Below are 13,425 nucleotides of genomic sequence, written 5' to 3' on the forward strand. Positions count from 1 at the left end.
GCGCAGGTGTCGCGCGTGTTGCGTCCGTGCTCCCGCGGACGGGTGGTTCGCCGGCCGGTGGTTCGACGGGGCCGGGGCGCGGGCACTGCAGCCGCGTGCGCGTGCTGCTGGTGATCACCGACGAGGACTGGTACGAGGACGCCGGCTACGCGGCCGCCTGGGTGCGGGCGCTGGAGGAGCAGGGCGCCGAGGTCGAGCGGCTGGCCCGGGTGCCGGCCGACTGGCCGGTCACCGGCCCGCCACCGGGCCACTACGACCTGGCGATCGCGCACGTGCTGGTCGAGGAGGTGGTCGCCTACGCGCCCACCTTCGCCCTGGCCACCCTCCTCGAGGCGGCCGGCGTGCCGCTGCTCAACCCGGTGACCTCGCTGGTCGCCTCCGCCGACAAGCTCGTCACCCACGCCGTGTGGGCGGCCGCCGGCGTGCCGCAGCCCGCGGCGTGGGACCTGGCCCGGGTGCGGGAGTGGCCGATGCCCGGCCGGCAGATGGTGCTCAAGCCCTCCCTCGGCGACGGCGCCCGCTACATCGAGCTGGTCGGCGACCTCGACGCCGCCCGCGCGGTCGAGGCCGGCTGGCGGGAGCACGAGGCGGCCGGGGGCCACCGGCGCGGCACGTCGCTGCTGCAGGAGTGGATCGCCGAGCCGGCCTGCGCGCGCGTCTTCGCCACGCCGGGCGCCACGTCCCTGGTCTACGAGAAGTCCCGCGAGCAGGGCGCGCTGGTCACCCACGGGACGGTGTACCCGCGGGTGTACGAGGCGCCGCCGGAGATGGCCCAGCTCGCCCGGCGCATGGTCGCCGCGCTCGGCGGCGGACTGATGGGCGTCGACGTGCTCGTCGAGCCCGACGGCCGGCTGCTCGCGCTGGAGGCCAACGCGCCCTTCGGCTTCGACGTCACCGACCCGCAGCAGGGCCGGTGGGTGGCCCGCGCGGCGCTGGCCGTGGCGGAGCGGGCGGCGGCGCAGCGCGCGGCGGCCGCCGCGTGAGCCTCGCCGCCGGCCTCGACGAGGCGCTGCTGCCCGACGGCGGCGACCGGGAGCACGCGGCGGCGGCGATGGCCGCCGTCCGCGCGTACGGCCCGGGCGCGCTGGCCGCCGACGTCGCCCGCGCCGCCGCCGACCTGGACCTGCAGCACGGGCCCGCCGCCGAGTCCCACCTGTTCACCGTCGACCCGGTGCCGCGGGTGCTCGCCCGCGCGGAGTGGGAGGAGCTGGCGGCCGGCCTGGACCAGCGGCTGCGCGCACTGGAGGCGTTCGTCGCCGACGCGCACGGTCCGCGCGAGGCGGTGCGCGCCGGCGTCGTCCCGGCCGAGGTGCTCGACACCAACCGCTACCTGGCGCCCGGCCTGCCGGCGCCGCGGCGCTGGATCGGCATGGCCGGGCCCGACGTCGTCCGCGGCGCCGACGGGCGGCTCGTCGTCCTGGAGGACAACGTCCGGACGCCGACGCTGCTGGCCTACGCCCTGGCCGCCCGGGACCTGGTGGCCCCGCGCCTGGGGGTCGAGCCGGGACCGGCGCCCGTGCGGGAGGCCGCCGTCGCGGCGGTGCGGCGGATGCTCGCCGACGCCACCGACCGGCCCGACCCGGTCGTGGCCGTGCTCGGCGACGGCCCGCGCAGCGCGGTGGCCTGGGAGATCGACCGGCTCGGGGAGATGGTGGACGCGCCGGTCGTGCTGCCCGGGCAGCTGACGCTCCGCGGCGAGGAGCTGCGGCTGCCCGACGGGCGGCGGGTGGACCTGCTGTGGCGGCGCACCAGCGAGGAGCGGCTGACCGACGACGACGGCCGGCCCAACGAGCTCGGCGAGCTGCTGACGGGGCCGCTGCGGGCCGGCACGGTGACCGTGGTCAACGCCTTCGGCAGCGGCGTCGCCGACGACAAGCGCACCTTCCCCTACGTCGAGGACCTGGTGCGCTTCTTCCTCGGCGAGCAGCCGCGACTGCGCTCGCAGCCGGCCTACGACCTCGACGACCCGGCGCAGTGCCGGGCGGCGCTGGACCGGCTGCCCGAGCTGGTGCTCAAGCCGCGGTCCGGCTCGGGCGGCCACGGGGTGCTCATCGGCCCGCGGGCGTCCGCCGACGAGCTCGGGCGCGCCCGCGCCGCCGTCCTGGCCGACCCCGGGGAGTGGATCGCCCAGGAGCCGGTCGCGCTGTCGACCCACCCCACGGTCGTCGACGGCGCGCTCGCGCCGCGGCACGTGGACTACCGGCCCTACGCCTTCTGCACCGACGAGGGGACGACCGTGCTGCCGGGCGGCTTCACCCGGGTGTCGCTGACCGAGGGCGAGCTGGTGGTCAACGCCTCCCAGGGCGGGGGCGGCAAGGACACCTGGGTGGTCGGCTGAGCGTCCCGGCGGGCGGGCGGACGAGGATGGCCTCCGGTTCCGGAGAGGGAGGCGGCATGGCGATCGAGGACGGCGTCCGCGACCTGGAGGCGGGGGTGGCGACCGACTTCCACGAGCGGATGGACTACGGCGACTACCTGCACCTCGACGCGCTGCTGTCGGCCCAGCACCCGATCAGCGACCACCACGACGAGCTGCTGTTCATCGTCCAGCACCAGACCACCGAGCTGTGGCTCAAGCTCGCCCTGCACGAGCTGCGCGCCGTCCGCTCCCACCTCGACGACGACGACGTGCGCCGCGCGCGCAAGGGCCTGGCCCGGGTCAAGCACGTCTTCCGCACCATCACCGAGCAGTGGTCGGTGCTCGCGACCCTGACGCCCAGCGAGTACACCGAGTTCCGCGGCGTCCTGGGCAACGCGTCGGGTTTCCAGTCCTGGCAGTACCGCGCCGTCGAGTTCGTCCTCGGCAACAAGAACGCGCAGGTGCTGCCGGTGTTCGCGTCCCGGCCGCAGGCGCACGCGGTGCTGGCGGAGCTGCTCGACAGCCCGACGGTGTACGACGCCTTCCTGCGCTTCCTCGCCCGCGCCGGTCACCCGGTGCCCGAGCACGTCCTGCACCGGGACGTGCGCCGGGCGTGGGTGGCCGACGAGTCGCTGCTGCCCGTGTACAAGGCGATCTACGAGGACACCACGACCCACTGGGCGGAGTACGCGACCTGCGAGGACCTCGTCGACCTCGAGGACGCCGTCCAGCTGTGGCGCTTCCGCCACCTGCGCACGGTGCAGCGGACCATCGGCTTCCGGACCGGCACCGGCGGGAGCTCCGGCGTGGACTTCCTCCGGCGCGCGCTGGACCTGACCTTCTTCCCCGAGCTCTACGCGGTGCGGACGTCCATCGGCACCTGAGCGCCCGGGCCCCGGCCGGACCCGCCGGCGCTCAGAGCTGCAGGACCGACGCGGCGACCAGGTGGGCGGCGGCCACGGCCTCCGGGTCGTGCAGGTCCCCGGGGTGCTCGGCCACCGCACGGGCGCGGGCGCGCACGGCCGCGCCGGGGTCCTCGGCGACGAGGTCGCGGCACAGCGCGGCGACCACGGCGCGCGCGTCGTGCTCGTCGAGACCGTCGAGGGCCAGGCCGTCGTGCAGCAGGGTCGCCGCCTCGCGGAACACCTCGCGGGCCGCCTCCGGATCGACCTCGGGCCGGTCCCGGGCCACGGCCTCGGCGGTGGTCAGGAACGGCTCGAACACGGGGTCCACGCTCCGGGGTGGCATGCGGCGAACCTCCCAGCGCGCCTCCGCACGGGCAACGGGTTTCCCGCGACCGCCGGGCGGTGCGCGGTCAGGCGATCTGGGCGGGGATGCGCCGGCCCTCGACGAGCAGGCACAGGTGCTGCAGCCCCGCGATCGACACGGCCTGCAGCAGGGGCAGCCGCACGAACACCAGGCCCACGGGGCCGAGGAAGGCGGCGAGGAGCCACACCGAGGTCGCCAGGCAGAGCAGCCGCCGGCCGGACCTCCCGGCATCCGGGCCCCGCGGCGCGAGGGGCAGTGCGGCCACCGCGAAGGCGGCCGCCAGGGCGATCGTCAGCAGCGCGGCGCTGCGCGATCCGCCCAGCCAGTCGGCGGGGAGGCTCCCGACGACGGCCGCCGCGATCGCCGCGGACCACCACAGGCGGCCGGTGGCGCGTCCGGTCCCCCGGCCCGAGGGCTCGTAGCAGTCCAGCTCGGTCGGCGGGTGCTGGGCCAGCATCCGGGCCCGGTCGCGGTGGACGGCCACCGAGGGGTGGTTGCGCAGCACGCGCTCGACCAGCTCGTCCGGCACCGCGGCCGACAGCCACAGGGCCTCGATCCGGCAGTGCTCGGCGCGCAGGCCGCGGGTCCCGGCGACCACGTGCCCCCAGCAGGCGACGACGGCGAGGACGTGCCGGCTGCGCGGCTGGTCCCCGAGCCACTGCTCCCCGCCAAAGGCGTAGAAGCCGCACGTGCAGTCCGGGCCGGGGCTGGGGTGCGGCGGGCGGTCGGTCCGCAGGCACCGCGCGGTGTTGGCGCCCTCGTGCCACGGGTCGGCGGAGAACAGGGGGTAGAGCAGACCGTCCGGCCCGATGCGGAAGGTGCGCAGTGCCCTGATCTCGCCCACCTGTGGCTCGAAGCCACCGTAGGGGTCCACCGCCCTACCTCGACGGGGACGGTTCCCGCTGCGGCTCGGGTCGCTCGGGCGAGGCCGGCCCGGGGGTCGGCTCGGGCACGGGCAGGACCTCGATGCGGCGGACTTCCTTGCCGATGTTGCCCACGTCACGAGGGTAGGGGCCCGACCGGCGATCCGCGCCCCTCCCGTCGCGCCGGTGTGGTGGGCGCCCGGCGTCCCGGCGACGATGGCGCACCGGGAGGTCCGGACGGCGAGGGTCGCCGCGCTCCCGCCCCAGGAGGACAGGATGCCGGCACCGCTGCCCCCGCTGCCGACGATGGTCGTCGGCAGCCTGCCCCAGCCCGACTGGCTCATCGACCGGGAGCGGCTGGGTCACCGCTTCCCCCCGCGGGTGCGCGCCCGGGAGCTGTGGCGCATCCCGCCGCAGCACCTGCAGGAGGCCCAGGACGACGCCACGCTGGCGGCCGTGCGTGCCCAGGAGGAGGCCGGGCTGGACGTGGTGACCGACGGGGAGATCCGCCGGGAGTCCTACTCCAACCACTTCGCGACGGCGCTCGGCGGGCTCGACCTCGACCCGCCGGGGACGGTGCGCAACCGGTCGGGGATCGAGATCCCGGTGCCCCGGGTGACCGGCGAGATCCGCCGGCCGTCCCCGGTCCAGGTGGACGACGTCCGGTTCCTCCGCGCGCACACCGACCGGGCGACCAAGATCACCGTGCCCGGGCCCTTCACCATGGCCCAGCAGTCGCAGGACGAGCACTACCGCGACGACCGGGCGCTGGCGATGGCCTACGCCGACGTCGTCCGCGAGGAGATCGCCGACCTGTTCGCCGCCGGTGCCGACGTCGTCCAGGTGGACGAGCCGTGGCTGCAGGCGCGTCCGGAGGTGGCCCGCCGCTTCGGCGCCGAGGCGGTGACCCGGGCCGTGGCCGGCGCCGCCGGCCCGGTGCACGTGCACCTGTGCTTCGGCTACGCGGCGATGGTCTCCGAGCGGCCGGCGGGCTACTCCTTCCTGCCCGAGCTGGCCGACACCCCGGCCGACACGATCTCGGTCGAGACGGCGCAGTCGCGACTGGACCCCGCGACCCTGCGGCCGCTGCGGGGCAAGGGCATCGCGCTCGGCGTCCTCGACCTGTCGACCCCCGCGGTGGAGACCCCGGAGACGGTCGCCGAGCGGGTCCGGCGGGCGCTGGACCACGTCGACGTCGACCGGCTCGTGCTCTCCAGCGACTGCGGGCTCAAGTACCTCCCCCGGGCGGCGGCCGCCGGGAAGATGCGGGCGCTGGCGCAGGCGGCGGCGATCCTGCGGGCCGAGCTGTGACCGGGGTGCCGGGCGCGCACGACGAGGACGTGCGCGCGGTGCTGGCCGCCGAGGACCGCCGCTACCGGGCCATGCAGGACGCCGACCTGGCGGTGCTCGCGGAGCTGTGCGCCGACGAGCTCAGCTACGCCCACTCCAGCGGTGCCCGGGACACCAAGGACGAGTACCTGGGCAAGGTGCGCTCGGGCCACTACGTCTACCGCCGCATCGACCACCCGGTGGAGCGGGTGGCCGTCGTGGGCGACAGCGCGCTCGTCGTCGGCCGGATGACCGCGGACCTCGACGTCGACGGCGTGCCGAGGACGATCGACAACCTGGCCCTCGCCGTGTGGACGCGGGCCTCGGGGCGGTGGCGGCTGCTGGCCTACGCGCCGACGCCGCTGCCCGCCTGAGCCCCGGCCTGCGCCGTCGGCTGGAGCACGAAGTCGTACCGCGCCTCGAGCCACGGCTCGGCCGAGGTGCCGCCGTCCGGGGTCTCGCCGGGCTCCCGCTGCTCGAAGCGGACGACCAGCTCGGCCTTGGTGCCGAAGACGACGTCGCTGTCGAGGTACTGCGCGCCCTCCTGGAACAGGTGGGTGATCAACGGCTCGTAGCCCGGGACGTTCAGCAGGAAGTGCACGTGCGCCGGCCGGAAGTGGCTGATCGCCGTCTGCGCGATGAGCTCGCCCACCGGCCCGTCCATCGGGATCGTGTAGCCCAGCGGCGCGACGGTGCGCAGGCAGTAGCTGCCGTCCTCGCGGGTCCGGTACTTCGCGCGCAGCCGGGCCTCGTCGACGTCGGCGTGCTGCGACTCGTAGAGCCCCTCGTCGTCGGCCTGCCAGACGTCGAGCACCGCCCCCGGCACGGGGGCGCCGTCGAGGTCGGTCACCACGCCGGAGACGAACAGCGGCGTGCCGGGCAGGCCCTGGGACATGTCGGCGCCGTACCCGAGCTCCGGCGAGCCCTCGACGTGGAACGGGCCCAGCACCGTGGCGGGCGTCGCCCGGGGGTCGAGCCGGTGGTTCATCTGGACGACCAGCATCGACAGGCCGAGCACGTCGGAGGCGAGGATGAACTCCTCGCGCTTGGCGTCGCTGATCTGCCCGGCGCGGGTCAGCCACTGCACCGCCGCCATCCACTCCGCCTCGGTCAGCCGGACCTCGCGGGCGAAGGCGTGCAGGTGCCGCACGAGCGCCGTCAGGAGCTCGGCCGTGCGGGGGTCCCTGGCCGTGGCCCAGCGCTGCACGGCCAGGTCGGTGATGTTCTCCTCGGTGACCAGCTGCACGGTCGCCTCCTCCTCGGGGCCGCGGGCGGCGGGCGCCGCCCGCGCGGTGGGTGGTTCAGGGCGTGAGGACCAGCCGCACACCCGCCTGCCCGGACGCCTGCCGGTCCCAGGCCTCGGCGACCCGGGCGAGCGGGAGCACCTCGTGGGCGACGGCGAGCCGGCCGGCCGCCGCGTGGCCGGCCACCGCGGTGACGGCGTCGCGGCGCTCGCCGGCGGTCAGGTGGTTGTTGGTGTAGCCGAGCACCGACGCCGAGCGGCTGCGCAGGTCGGCCGAGGAGAACCGCGCGACGTCGCTCCCGGACCCGCCGAGGTTGACCAGCCGCCCGCGGACGGCCAGCACCCGCGCGGCGGCGGTCGCCGCGGTGCCGAACACCGGGTCGACCACGACGTCGGCCCCGGCCCCGACGGCGTCGCGGAGCCGGGCGGTCAGCTCGTCGACGTCGCCGCCGGACGCGAGCACCTCGTCGGCGCCGGCGCGGCGGGCCCGCTCCCGCGCCTCCGGCGACCGGGCCACGGCCACCACCCGGCCGGCGCCGAGCAGCCCGGCCGCGCCGATCGCGGCCTGCCCGACCGCTCCCCCGCCGCCGAGGACGAGCACGGTCTCCCCCTCCCGCAGCCGGGCCCGCTCGGTGAGCACCACCCAGGCCGCGATCCCGGACGTGCCCAGGGCGGCCAGCGCGGCGTCGTCGACGTCCGCGTCGATCGGCACGACGTCCTCGTCGGGGACCGCGCACTGCTCGGCGAGGCTGCCGTCCCCCGGCCGCATGCCGGCGGTGGTCGAGACGAACACGCGGGTCCCCTCGGCGAGCACCGCCGAGCGCCGGACCACCCCGACGCCCTGGACGCCGGGGACGTAGGGGGTGGCCGGCCGCCCGAAGTACGAGGTCCCCGACGCGCACAGCTGGTCGAGCGGGACGATCGGCGCCGCGGTCACCGCGACCAGCGTCTGCCCGGCCGCCGGCACCGGGTCGGGGTGCTCGGCGTAGGCGGGCGTGCCGCCCGGTTCGGGGAGGACCGCCGCGTTCATCCCGGTGGCTCCCGGTCGCCGGGGCCGTCGGGGTCGACGTAGGTCGCGTTGCGGTCGACCGCGAGGTAGGCGTCCATGCCGATCGGCCGGCGGCGCTCCTCGGCGATGTGCCCGAGCAGGCCGGCCGCCCGGGCCAGCAGGGCGACGCCGCGCAGCATCTCGACCGGCAGCCCCAGGTCGGCGAGCGCGGCACCGCAGACGCCGGCACCGTTGAGCGGCAGCCGCCGGCCGAGGACCTGCTCGTGCACCCGGCCGACCGCCTCGAACAGGCGCAGGTGCGGCCCCCGCAGCCCCTCCTCCTCCGCGATGCCGACGAGCACCGCGGTGCGCGGGTCGCGCACCTTGTGCACCGGGTGGCCGAGGCCGGGGACGAGGCGGCCGGCCGCCCGCGTGGCCTGCACCGCCGCCAGCGCCAGCGCGTCCCAGCCGTCGTCGTCGGTGGGCAGCGGCCCGTCCTGCGCCTCGAGGACCGTGTGCAGGAACACCCCGCAGTCCTCGGTGACGCCGAGGAACCGGGAACCGCCACCCAGCAGCCCGGCGGCCAGCGCCCCCTGCAGCGAGTCCGGCGCCGACAGGTAGGTCAGCCGGGCGGCGATCGCGGTGGGCGTGAAGCCGTGGTCGGCGAGGGCGACGAGCACCGCCTCGAACACGCGGGTCTCGGCCGGCGTGGGACGGCGGGTGCTCAGCAGCCAGAACGCCAGCTCGCCGAAGCCCACCCGGCCCATCAGGTCGGCGGTGAGGTCCCGGCCGAGCAGCCGGATCTCGTCGGCGGTCGACGTGCCGAGGGACGTCGGGAACGAGAGCCCGTCACCGCTCATGCCGACGCCTCCTCACCGGCCGGCTCCGCCAGCCACCGGCGGATCTCCGCGCCGTGCTCGTCGACGGCCGGCGGTGGCAGCCGGTACTCCGCCGCGGTCGCCGAGAACGTGATCGGGTTGCGCACGGAGGGGACGGCGGCCGGGCCCTCCCCGGCGTGGACCACCGGGGCGAGGCCGATCTCCTCGGCGAAGGCCACGCCCTGGTCGATGGTGTTGATCGGTCCGCACGGCACCCCCGCGCCGATGATGTCGCGGAACCAGTCCGCCTTCGAGCGGGTGCGCAGCCGCTCGACCAGCAGCGGGCGGAGCTGGTCGCGGTTGGCCGTCCGGTCCTCGTTGCGGGCGAACCGCGGGTCGTCGACGAGCCCGGGCACCCCGAGCACCTCGCACAGCCGGCGGAACTGCCCGTCGTTGCCCGCCGTGACGATGAGCTCCCCGTCGGCGCACGGCAGGGGCTCGTAGGGGAACAGGCTGGGGTGGCTGTTGCCCATGCGGAAGGGGACGACCCCGCCCGCGACGAACGCGCTGGTCTGGTTGACCAGGCCCGACAGGGCCGACGAGAGCAGGTTGACCTCCACGTGCTGGCCCTCCCCCGTCTCGCGGCGGTGGTGCAGCGCCGAGAGCACCCCGATCGTGGCGTGCAGACCGGCCATGACGTCGAAGAGCGCCACGCCGGCCCGGTACGGCTCCCCCTCGGGGTCGCCGGTCAGGCTCATGAACCCCGAGATGGCCTGCACGATGAGGTCGTAGCCGGGCAGCGACCGTCCCCCGGGCGCGCTGCCGAACCCGCTGATGGACGCGTAGACGACCCGCGGGTTCTCCGCCGCGACGCTGGCGTGGTCCAGCCCGAAGCGGGCCAGTCCGCCGGGCTTGAAGTTCTCGACGAGCACGTCGGCCCGCCGCGCCAGCTCCCGCGCGAGGGCGGCGTCGCCGGGGTCCTTCAGGTCCAGCACGACCGAGCGCTTGTTGCGGTTGACGCCCAGGTAGTAGGTCGACACGCCGTCCCGGACCGGGGGCTGCCAGGTGCGGGTGTCGTCCCCGCCCGGCCCCTCGACCTTGACCACCTCGGCGCCGAGGTCGGCCAGCAGCATCGTGGCGTACGGGCCGGCGAGGACCCGGGAGAAGTCGGCCACGAGCAGGCCCGCGAGCGGCCCGCGGGGCGCCGGGTCGGGGGGTCTCGACGTCATCGGGCGGGCTCGCCTCTCGTCCGGGGACTCCGCGATGCGGACGTGCGTCCGGGCCGGAGTCTGCGGGCCGCGACCGGTCCTGTCAACGACCGGTCGCCGTCCGTGATCGTCGTCCGCCGACCTTGACACGTGGTCTGCATCACACCAGAGTGGCGCCGCCCGGACCAGTGGCCGTCAGGCGGACAGCGGTCCGGACGACACCCGCCGTCCGAGGAGGAGACGATGAGCATGTCCGGTGCTGCCAGCGGCGACGGGGCCGGTGCCCCCGTGGCCGGCCGTCCGCTCGTGTTCCGCGGCGGCACCGTCCTGACCGTGGACGACGCCGCGACGGTCCTGCGGGACGCCGACGTGCTCGTCGTCGACGACCGGATCGCCGCGGTGGGCCACCGGCTGGACGTCCCCGAGGGCACCGCCGAGATCGACGCCTCGGGCGGCATCGTCATGCCGGGCATGATCGACACCCACCGGCACATGTGGCAGACGGCGATGCGCGGCTACGGCGCCGACTGGACGCTCACCCAGTACTTCGTCTGGTACTACCTCGAGCACGGCAGGAAGTTCCGGCCGCAGGACATCGCGGCGGGCAACCGGCTCGCGGCGATCGAGTCGCTCGACGCCGGCGTGACCACCACGGTCGACTGGTCGCACAACCTGCACACCACCGACCACGCCGAGGCCGCGATCGAGGCGCTCCGGTCGGTGCCCGGCCGGTTCGTCCTGGCCTACGGCAACATCCAGGCCGGCCCGTGGGAGTGGAGCGCCGACCCGGCCGTCCGCTCGATCCTGGAGCGGCTGCGCGACGCCGGCGACGACCGGATGGGCGTGCAGATGGCGTTCGACGTCACCGGCGACCCGGCCTTCCCGGAGCGGGCGGCGTTCGAGGTGGCCCGCGACCTCGGGATCCCGGTCACCACGCACGCCGGCGTGTGGGGCGCGACGAGCGACACCGGCATCCAGCAGATGTACGACGGCGGGTTCATGACGCCGGAGACGACCTACGTGCACGCCTCGACGCTGACCCGCGACAGCTACCAGCGGATCGCGGCCACCGGCGGGTCGATCTCGGTGGCGACCGAGTCCGAGTGCAGCGCCGGCCAGGGCCACGCGCCCACCGAGCAGGTGCTGCAGTACGGCATCCCGGTGTCGCTGTCGATGGACACCAGCGTCTGGTGGAGCGGCGACATGTTCTCCGCCATGCGCGCCACGCTCAACGCCGACCGCATGGCCGAGCACCTCACCGCGCACCTGCAGGGCGAGACCGTCACCCACCTGCGGCTGCGGGCGGCGAGGGTCCTGGAGTGGTGCACCCGCGGCGGCGCGCACACCATCGGCCGCGACCGCGACCTGGGCAGCATCGAGGTCGGCAGGAAGGCCGACGTCGTCCTGGTCAAGAACGACGACTCCCCCGTCTCCTTCCCGCTGCTCAACCCGGTCGGCCACGTGGTGTTCCAGGCCCAGCGCGGCGACGTGCACACCGTCGTCGTCGACGGCCGGGTGGTGAAGTCCGACGGCAGGCTGGTCGGGATCGACCTCGCCGCGGTGCGCCGGGAGGTCGAGGACACGATCGGGTACCTGCAGGCGGAGTGCGGCGAGGAGGTCTGGGAGGCCGGGATGTTCCCGGAGGCGCCGGAGGCCGAGCAGTCGATCCTGGAGAACCCGTACCAGTACACCGACTTCAAGGACGAGTCGAAGCGGGCCGGCGGCGAGGAGCGCGTCCTCGGGCGGTGACCGGCCCGGACCGGTGACGCGCCCGGCGGGGCGCGCGCCGCCGCCCGCGGCCCGTGTCATCCTCGCGAGGGGGGAGGGATGTGCGATGGCGGGGCGCGGCACGGGACCGGACTTCGTGGAGGCCCTGGCCCGCGGGCTGGACGTCCTGGCCTGCTTCGACGCCGACCACCGCAGCATGTCGCTGACGGAGGTGGCGACCGCGGTCGGGCTCGCCCGGCCCACCGCCCGCCGGCTGCTGCTCACCCTGGAGGAGCTGGGGTTCGTCCGGTCCTCCGGCGGGGCGTTCCAGCCGACCCCCAAGGTGCTCACCCTGGGCATGGCCTACGTCGGCGCGCTCGGCCTGTGGGACATCGCCCGCCCGCACCTGGAGGCGCTGGTCGCCCGCACCGGCGAGTCGTCGTCGATGGCGCAGCTCGACGGGTCCGACATCGTCTACGTCGCCCGGGTGTCGGTGCCCAAGCTGATCGCGCTGCGGGTCGACATCGGCACGCGGTTCCCGGCGGTGCTGACCTCGCAGGGCAAGGTCCTGCTGGCCGCCCTGCCCCCGGACCGGCTCGCCGCGACGCTGGCCGAGCCCAGCCGGTCGGGCCTGCCCGGGCGGACCCACCGGACGCCGGAGCAGCTGCACGAGGAGCTGACGGAGGTCCGCGCCCGGGGGTGGGCGCTGGCCGACGAGGAGCTGGCCCCGGGGGTGCGCTCGGTCGCGGTCCCCGTCCGCGACCGGGACGGCGTCGTGCAGGCCGCCATGAACGTCACCGTGCACGCGGCCGAGACGACCATCGACCGCTTGCTCGGGGACCACCTGCCGCTGCTGCTCCGCACGGCGGGCGAGGTCGGTGCGGAGTGGGCGCTGTGGCAGTCCCGGCCGCACGTCCAGCTGCCCCGGCCGGCGGGCTCGGCCACCGCGTAGCGGGACCTCCCGATCCGGCAGCCGTCGCCACGGGGACCGTGCGCTGCTTGACTACCGGCATGGTCGCCCCGCTCCCCGAGCCCGGTCCGGAGATCGACCCCGACGAGCCGGTCCCCGACGACCCGGGCGAGCTGCTGCCCGACGCCCCCGAGCCGCTGCCGCCCCCGCCGATCGAGGCCAGCCCGGACGACCCCGGCGGCGACCCCGGCGGCGTGCCCGAGCCCGCCTGAGCAGCGCACCGGTGGCGGGTCAGCGGCGGGCGAGGACGGCCATCGCCACCGCGCACCCCCACCCGACCGCGACGGCCGGCGTCTCGAGGGGGTCGAACCCGCCCGGCCGGACCCGCACCCGGTTCCACCGCTCGCTCGGGTAGCCCAGCGACAGGCCCGTCCCCAGCCACCGGAGCACCCACCGGGCGCGGTCGTCCGGCCCGCGGAGCAGCCGGCCGACCGCCCACAGCTGCGGCCCGAGCAGGTACGGGGGCGCGCTGTAGGCGGTGCCGAACCACAGCCAGTCCCGCACGAGGTGCTCCGGCTCCCCCGCCATGAACGGGACGTCGAAGGTCCGGCGGCGCCGCAGGGCGAGGACGTGACCGACTCCCTGGGCCGCCAGCTGGGTCGCGGCGACCGCTGCGAGCGCCGTCCGGTGCGTCATGCCGCCGCACCGTAGGCCGGCGCCGTGCGCCCCGG

The 13,425-nt window shown here is 76.1% G+C and carries 15 protein-coding genes; 8 read left to right on the forward strand and 7 right to left on the reverse strand.

Annotation, left to right across the window (positions count from 1 at the left end; all coding sequences use genetic code 11):
- Positions 1 to 95 precede the first annotated feature (95 nt).
- From ACI780_RS12125 to ACI780_RS12135, 3 genes are read left to right on the forward strand one after another with little or no spacing between them, the layout of a single operon-like run.
- Positions 96 to 983, forward strand: coding sequence for an ATP-grasp domain-containing protein (locus tag ACI780_RS12125; protein ID WP_457003184.1), 888 nt, complete (start codon positions 96 to 98; stop codon positions 981 to 983).
- On the forward strand, positions 980 to 2,338 hold the full coding sequence (locus tag ACI780_RS12130; RefSeq protein WP_457003186.1) for a circularly permuted type 2 ATP-grasp protein: 1,359 nt from the start codon (positions 980 to 982) through the stop codon (positions 2,336 to 2,338). The genes ACI780_RS12125 and ACI780_RS12130 overlap by 4 nt, the downstream gene beginning before the upstream one ends.
- 56 nt (positions 2,339 to 2,394) lie before the next feature.
- On the forward strand, positions 2,395 to 3,243 hold the full coding sequence (locus ACI780_RS12135; protein WP_456868532.1) for a tryptophan 2,3-dioxygenase: 849 nt from the start codon (positions 2,395 to 2,397) through the stop codon (positions 3,241 to 3,243).
- Between the two features lie 31 nt (positions 3,244 to 3,274).
- Here the strand turns inward: ACI780_RS12135 and ACI780_RS12140 are convergent, their stop codons facing one another.
- The gene (locus ACI780_RS12140) at positions 3,275 to 3,583 is read right to left on the reverse strand and encodes a hypothetical protein (protein WP_456868533.1); all 309 of its coding nucleotides are present in this window, start codon (positions 3,581 to 3,583) and stop codon (positions 3,275 to 3,277) included.
- A 91-nt stretch (positions 3,584 to 3,674) separates the two neighbouring features.
- The gene (locus ACI780_RS12145; RefSeq protein WP_456868534.1) at positions 3,675 to 4,502 is read right to left on the reverse strand and encodes a hypothetical protein; all 828 of its coding nucleotides are present in this window, start codon (positions 4,500 to 4,502) and stop codon (positions 3,675 to 3,677) included.
- A 265-nt stretch (positions 4,503 to 4,767) separates the two neighbouring features.
- Here ACI780_RS12145 and ACI780_RS12150 point away from each other — a divergent pair, with 265 nt between their 5' ends.
- Complete coding sequence (locus ACI780_RS12150) at positions 4,768 to 5,802, forward strand: uroporphyrinogen decarboxylase family protein (RefSeq protein WP_456868535.1); 1,035 nt, start codon at positions 4,768 to 4,770, stop codon at positions 5,800 to 5,802.
- The gene (locus tag ACI780_RS12155; RefSeq protein WP_456868536.1) at positions 5,799 to 6,194 is read left to right on the forward strand and encodes a nuclear transport factor 2 family protein; all 396 of its coding nucleotides are present in this window, start codon (positions 5,799 to 5,801) and stop codon (positions 6,192 to 6,194) included. Before ACI780_RS12150 ends, ACI780_RS12155 begins: the two co-directional genes overlap by 4 nt.
- Here ACI780_RS12155 and ACI780_RS12160 read toward each other — a convergent pair.
- The 4 genes from ACI780_RS12160 to ACI780_RS12175 are packed head-to-tail and all read right to left on the reverse strand — an operon-like array spanning position 6,167 to position 10,098.
- Positions 6,167 to 7,066, reverse strand: a complete 900-nt coding sequence (locus ACI780_RS12160; protein ID WP_456868537.1) for a dioxygenase family protein — start codon at positions 7,064 to 7,066, stop codon at positions 6,167 to 6,169. The genes ACI780_RS12155 and ACI780_RS12160 overlap by 28 nt on opposite strands.
- Before the next feature lie 55 nt (positions 7,067 to 7,121).
- Positions 7,122 to 8,093, reverse strand: coding sequence for a zinc-binding dehydrogenase (locus ACI780_RS12165; RefSeq protein ID WP_456868538.1), 972 nt, complete (start codon positions 8,091 to 8,093; stop codon positions 7,122 to 7,124).
- Positions 8,090 to 8,911: a citryl-CoA lyase gene (locus tag ACI780_RS12170; protein ID WP_457003190.1), complete on the reverse strand. Its 822-nt coding sequence runs from the start codon at positions 8,909 to 8,911 to the stop codon at positions 8,090 to 8,092. Before ACI780_RS12170 ends, ACI780_RS12165 begins: the two co-directional genes overlap by 4 nt.
- Positions 8,908 to 10,098, reverse strand: a complete 1,191-nt coding sequence (locus tag ACI780_RS12175) for a CaiB/BaiF CoA transferase family protein (protein WP_457003192.1) — start codon at positions 10,096 to 10,098, stop codon at positions 8,908 to 8,910. Before ACI780_RS12175 ends, ACI780_RS12170 begins: the two co-directional genes overlap by 4 nt.
- 228 nt (positions 10,099 to 10,326) lie before the next feature.
- Here ACI780_RS12175 and ACI780_RS12180 point away from each other — a divergent pair, with 228 nt between their 5' ends.
- From ACI780_RS12180 to ACI780_RS12190, 3 genes are all read left to right on the forward strand, one after another.
- Entirely contained in the window at positions 10,327 to 11,826 is a 1,500-nt protein-coding gene (locus tag ACI780_RS12180; RefSeq protein ID WP_457003194.1) for an amidohydrolase family protein, read from the forward strand.
- A gap of 85 nt (positions 11,827 to 11,911) precedes the next feature.
- Complete coding sequence (locus ACI780_RS12185; RefSeq protein WP_456868542.1) at positions 11,912 to 12,736, forward strand: IclR family transcriptional regulator domain-containing protein; 825 nt, start codon at positions 11,912 to 11,914, stop codon at positions 12,734 to 12,736.
- A gap of 59 nt (positions 12,737 to 12,795) precedes the next feature.
- Positions 12,796 to 12,966 carry a hypothetical protein gene (locus ACI780_RS12190; RefSeq protein ID WP_456868543.1) on the forward strand — a complete coding sequence of 57 codons (171 nt, stop codon included), beginning with the start codon at positions 12,796 to 12,798 and terminating at the stop codon, positions 12,964 to 12,966.
- Positions 12,967 to 12,985: 19 nt separating this feature from the next.
- On the opposite strand, the gene ACI780_RS12195 is transcribed toward ACI780_RS12190, so the two are convergent.
- Complete coding sequence (locus ACI780_RS12195) at positions 12,986 to 13,390, reverse strand: hypothetical protein (RefSeq protein WP_456868544.1); 405 nt, start codon at positions 13,388 to 13,390, stop codon at positions 12,986 to 12,988.
- Positions 13,391 to 13,425: the final 35 nt, after the last annotated feature.

Source organism: Geodermatophilus sp. SYSU D00814 (assembly GCF_054050055.1).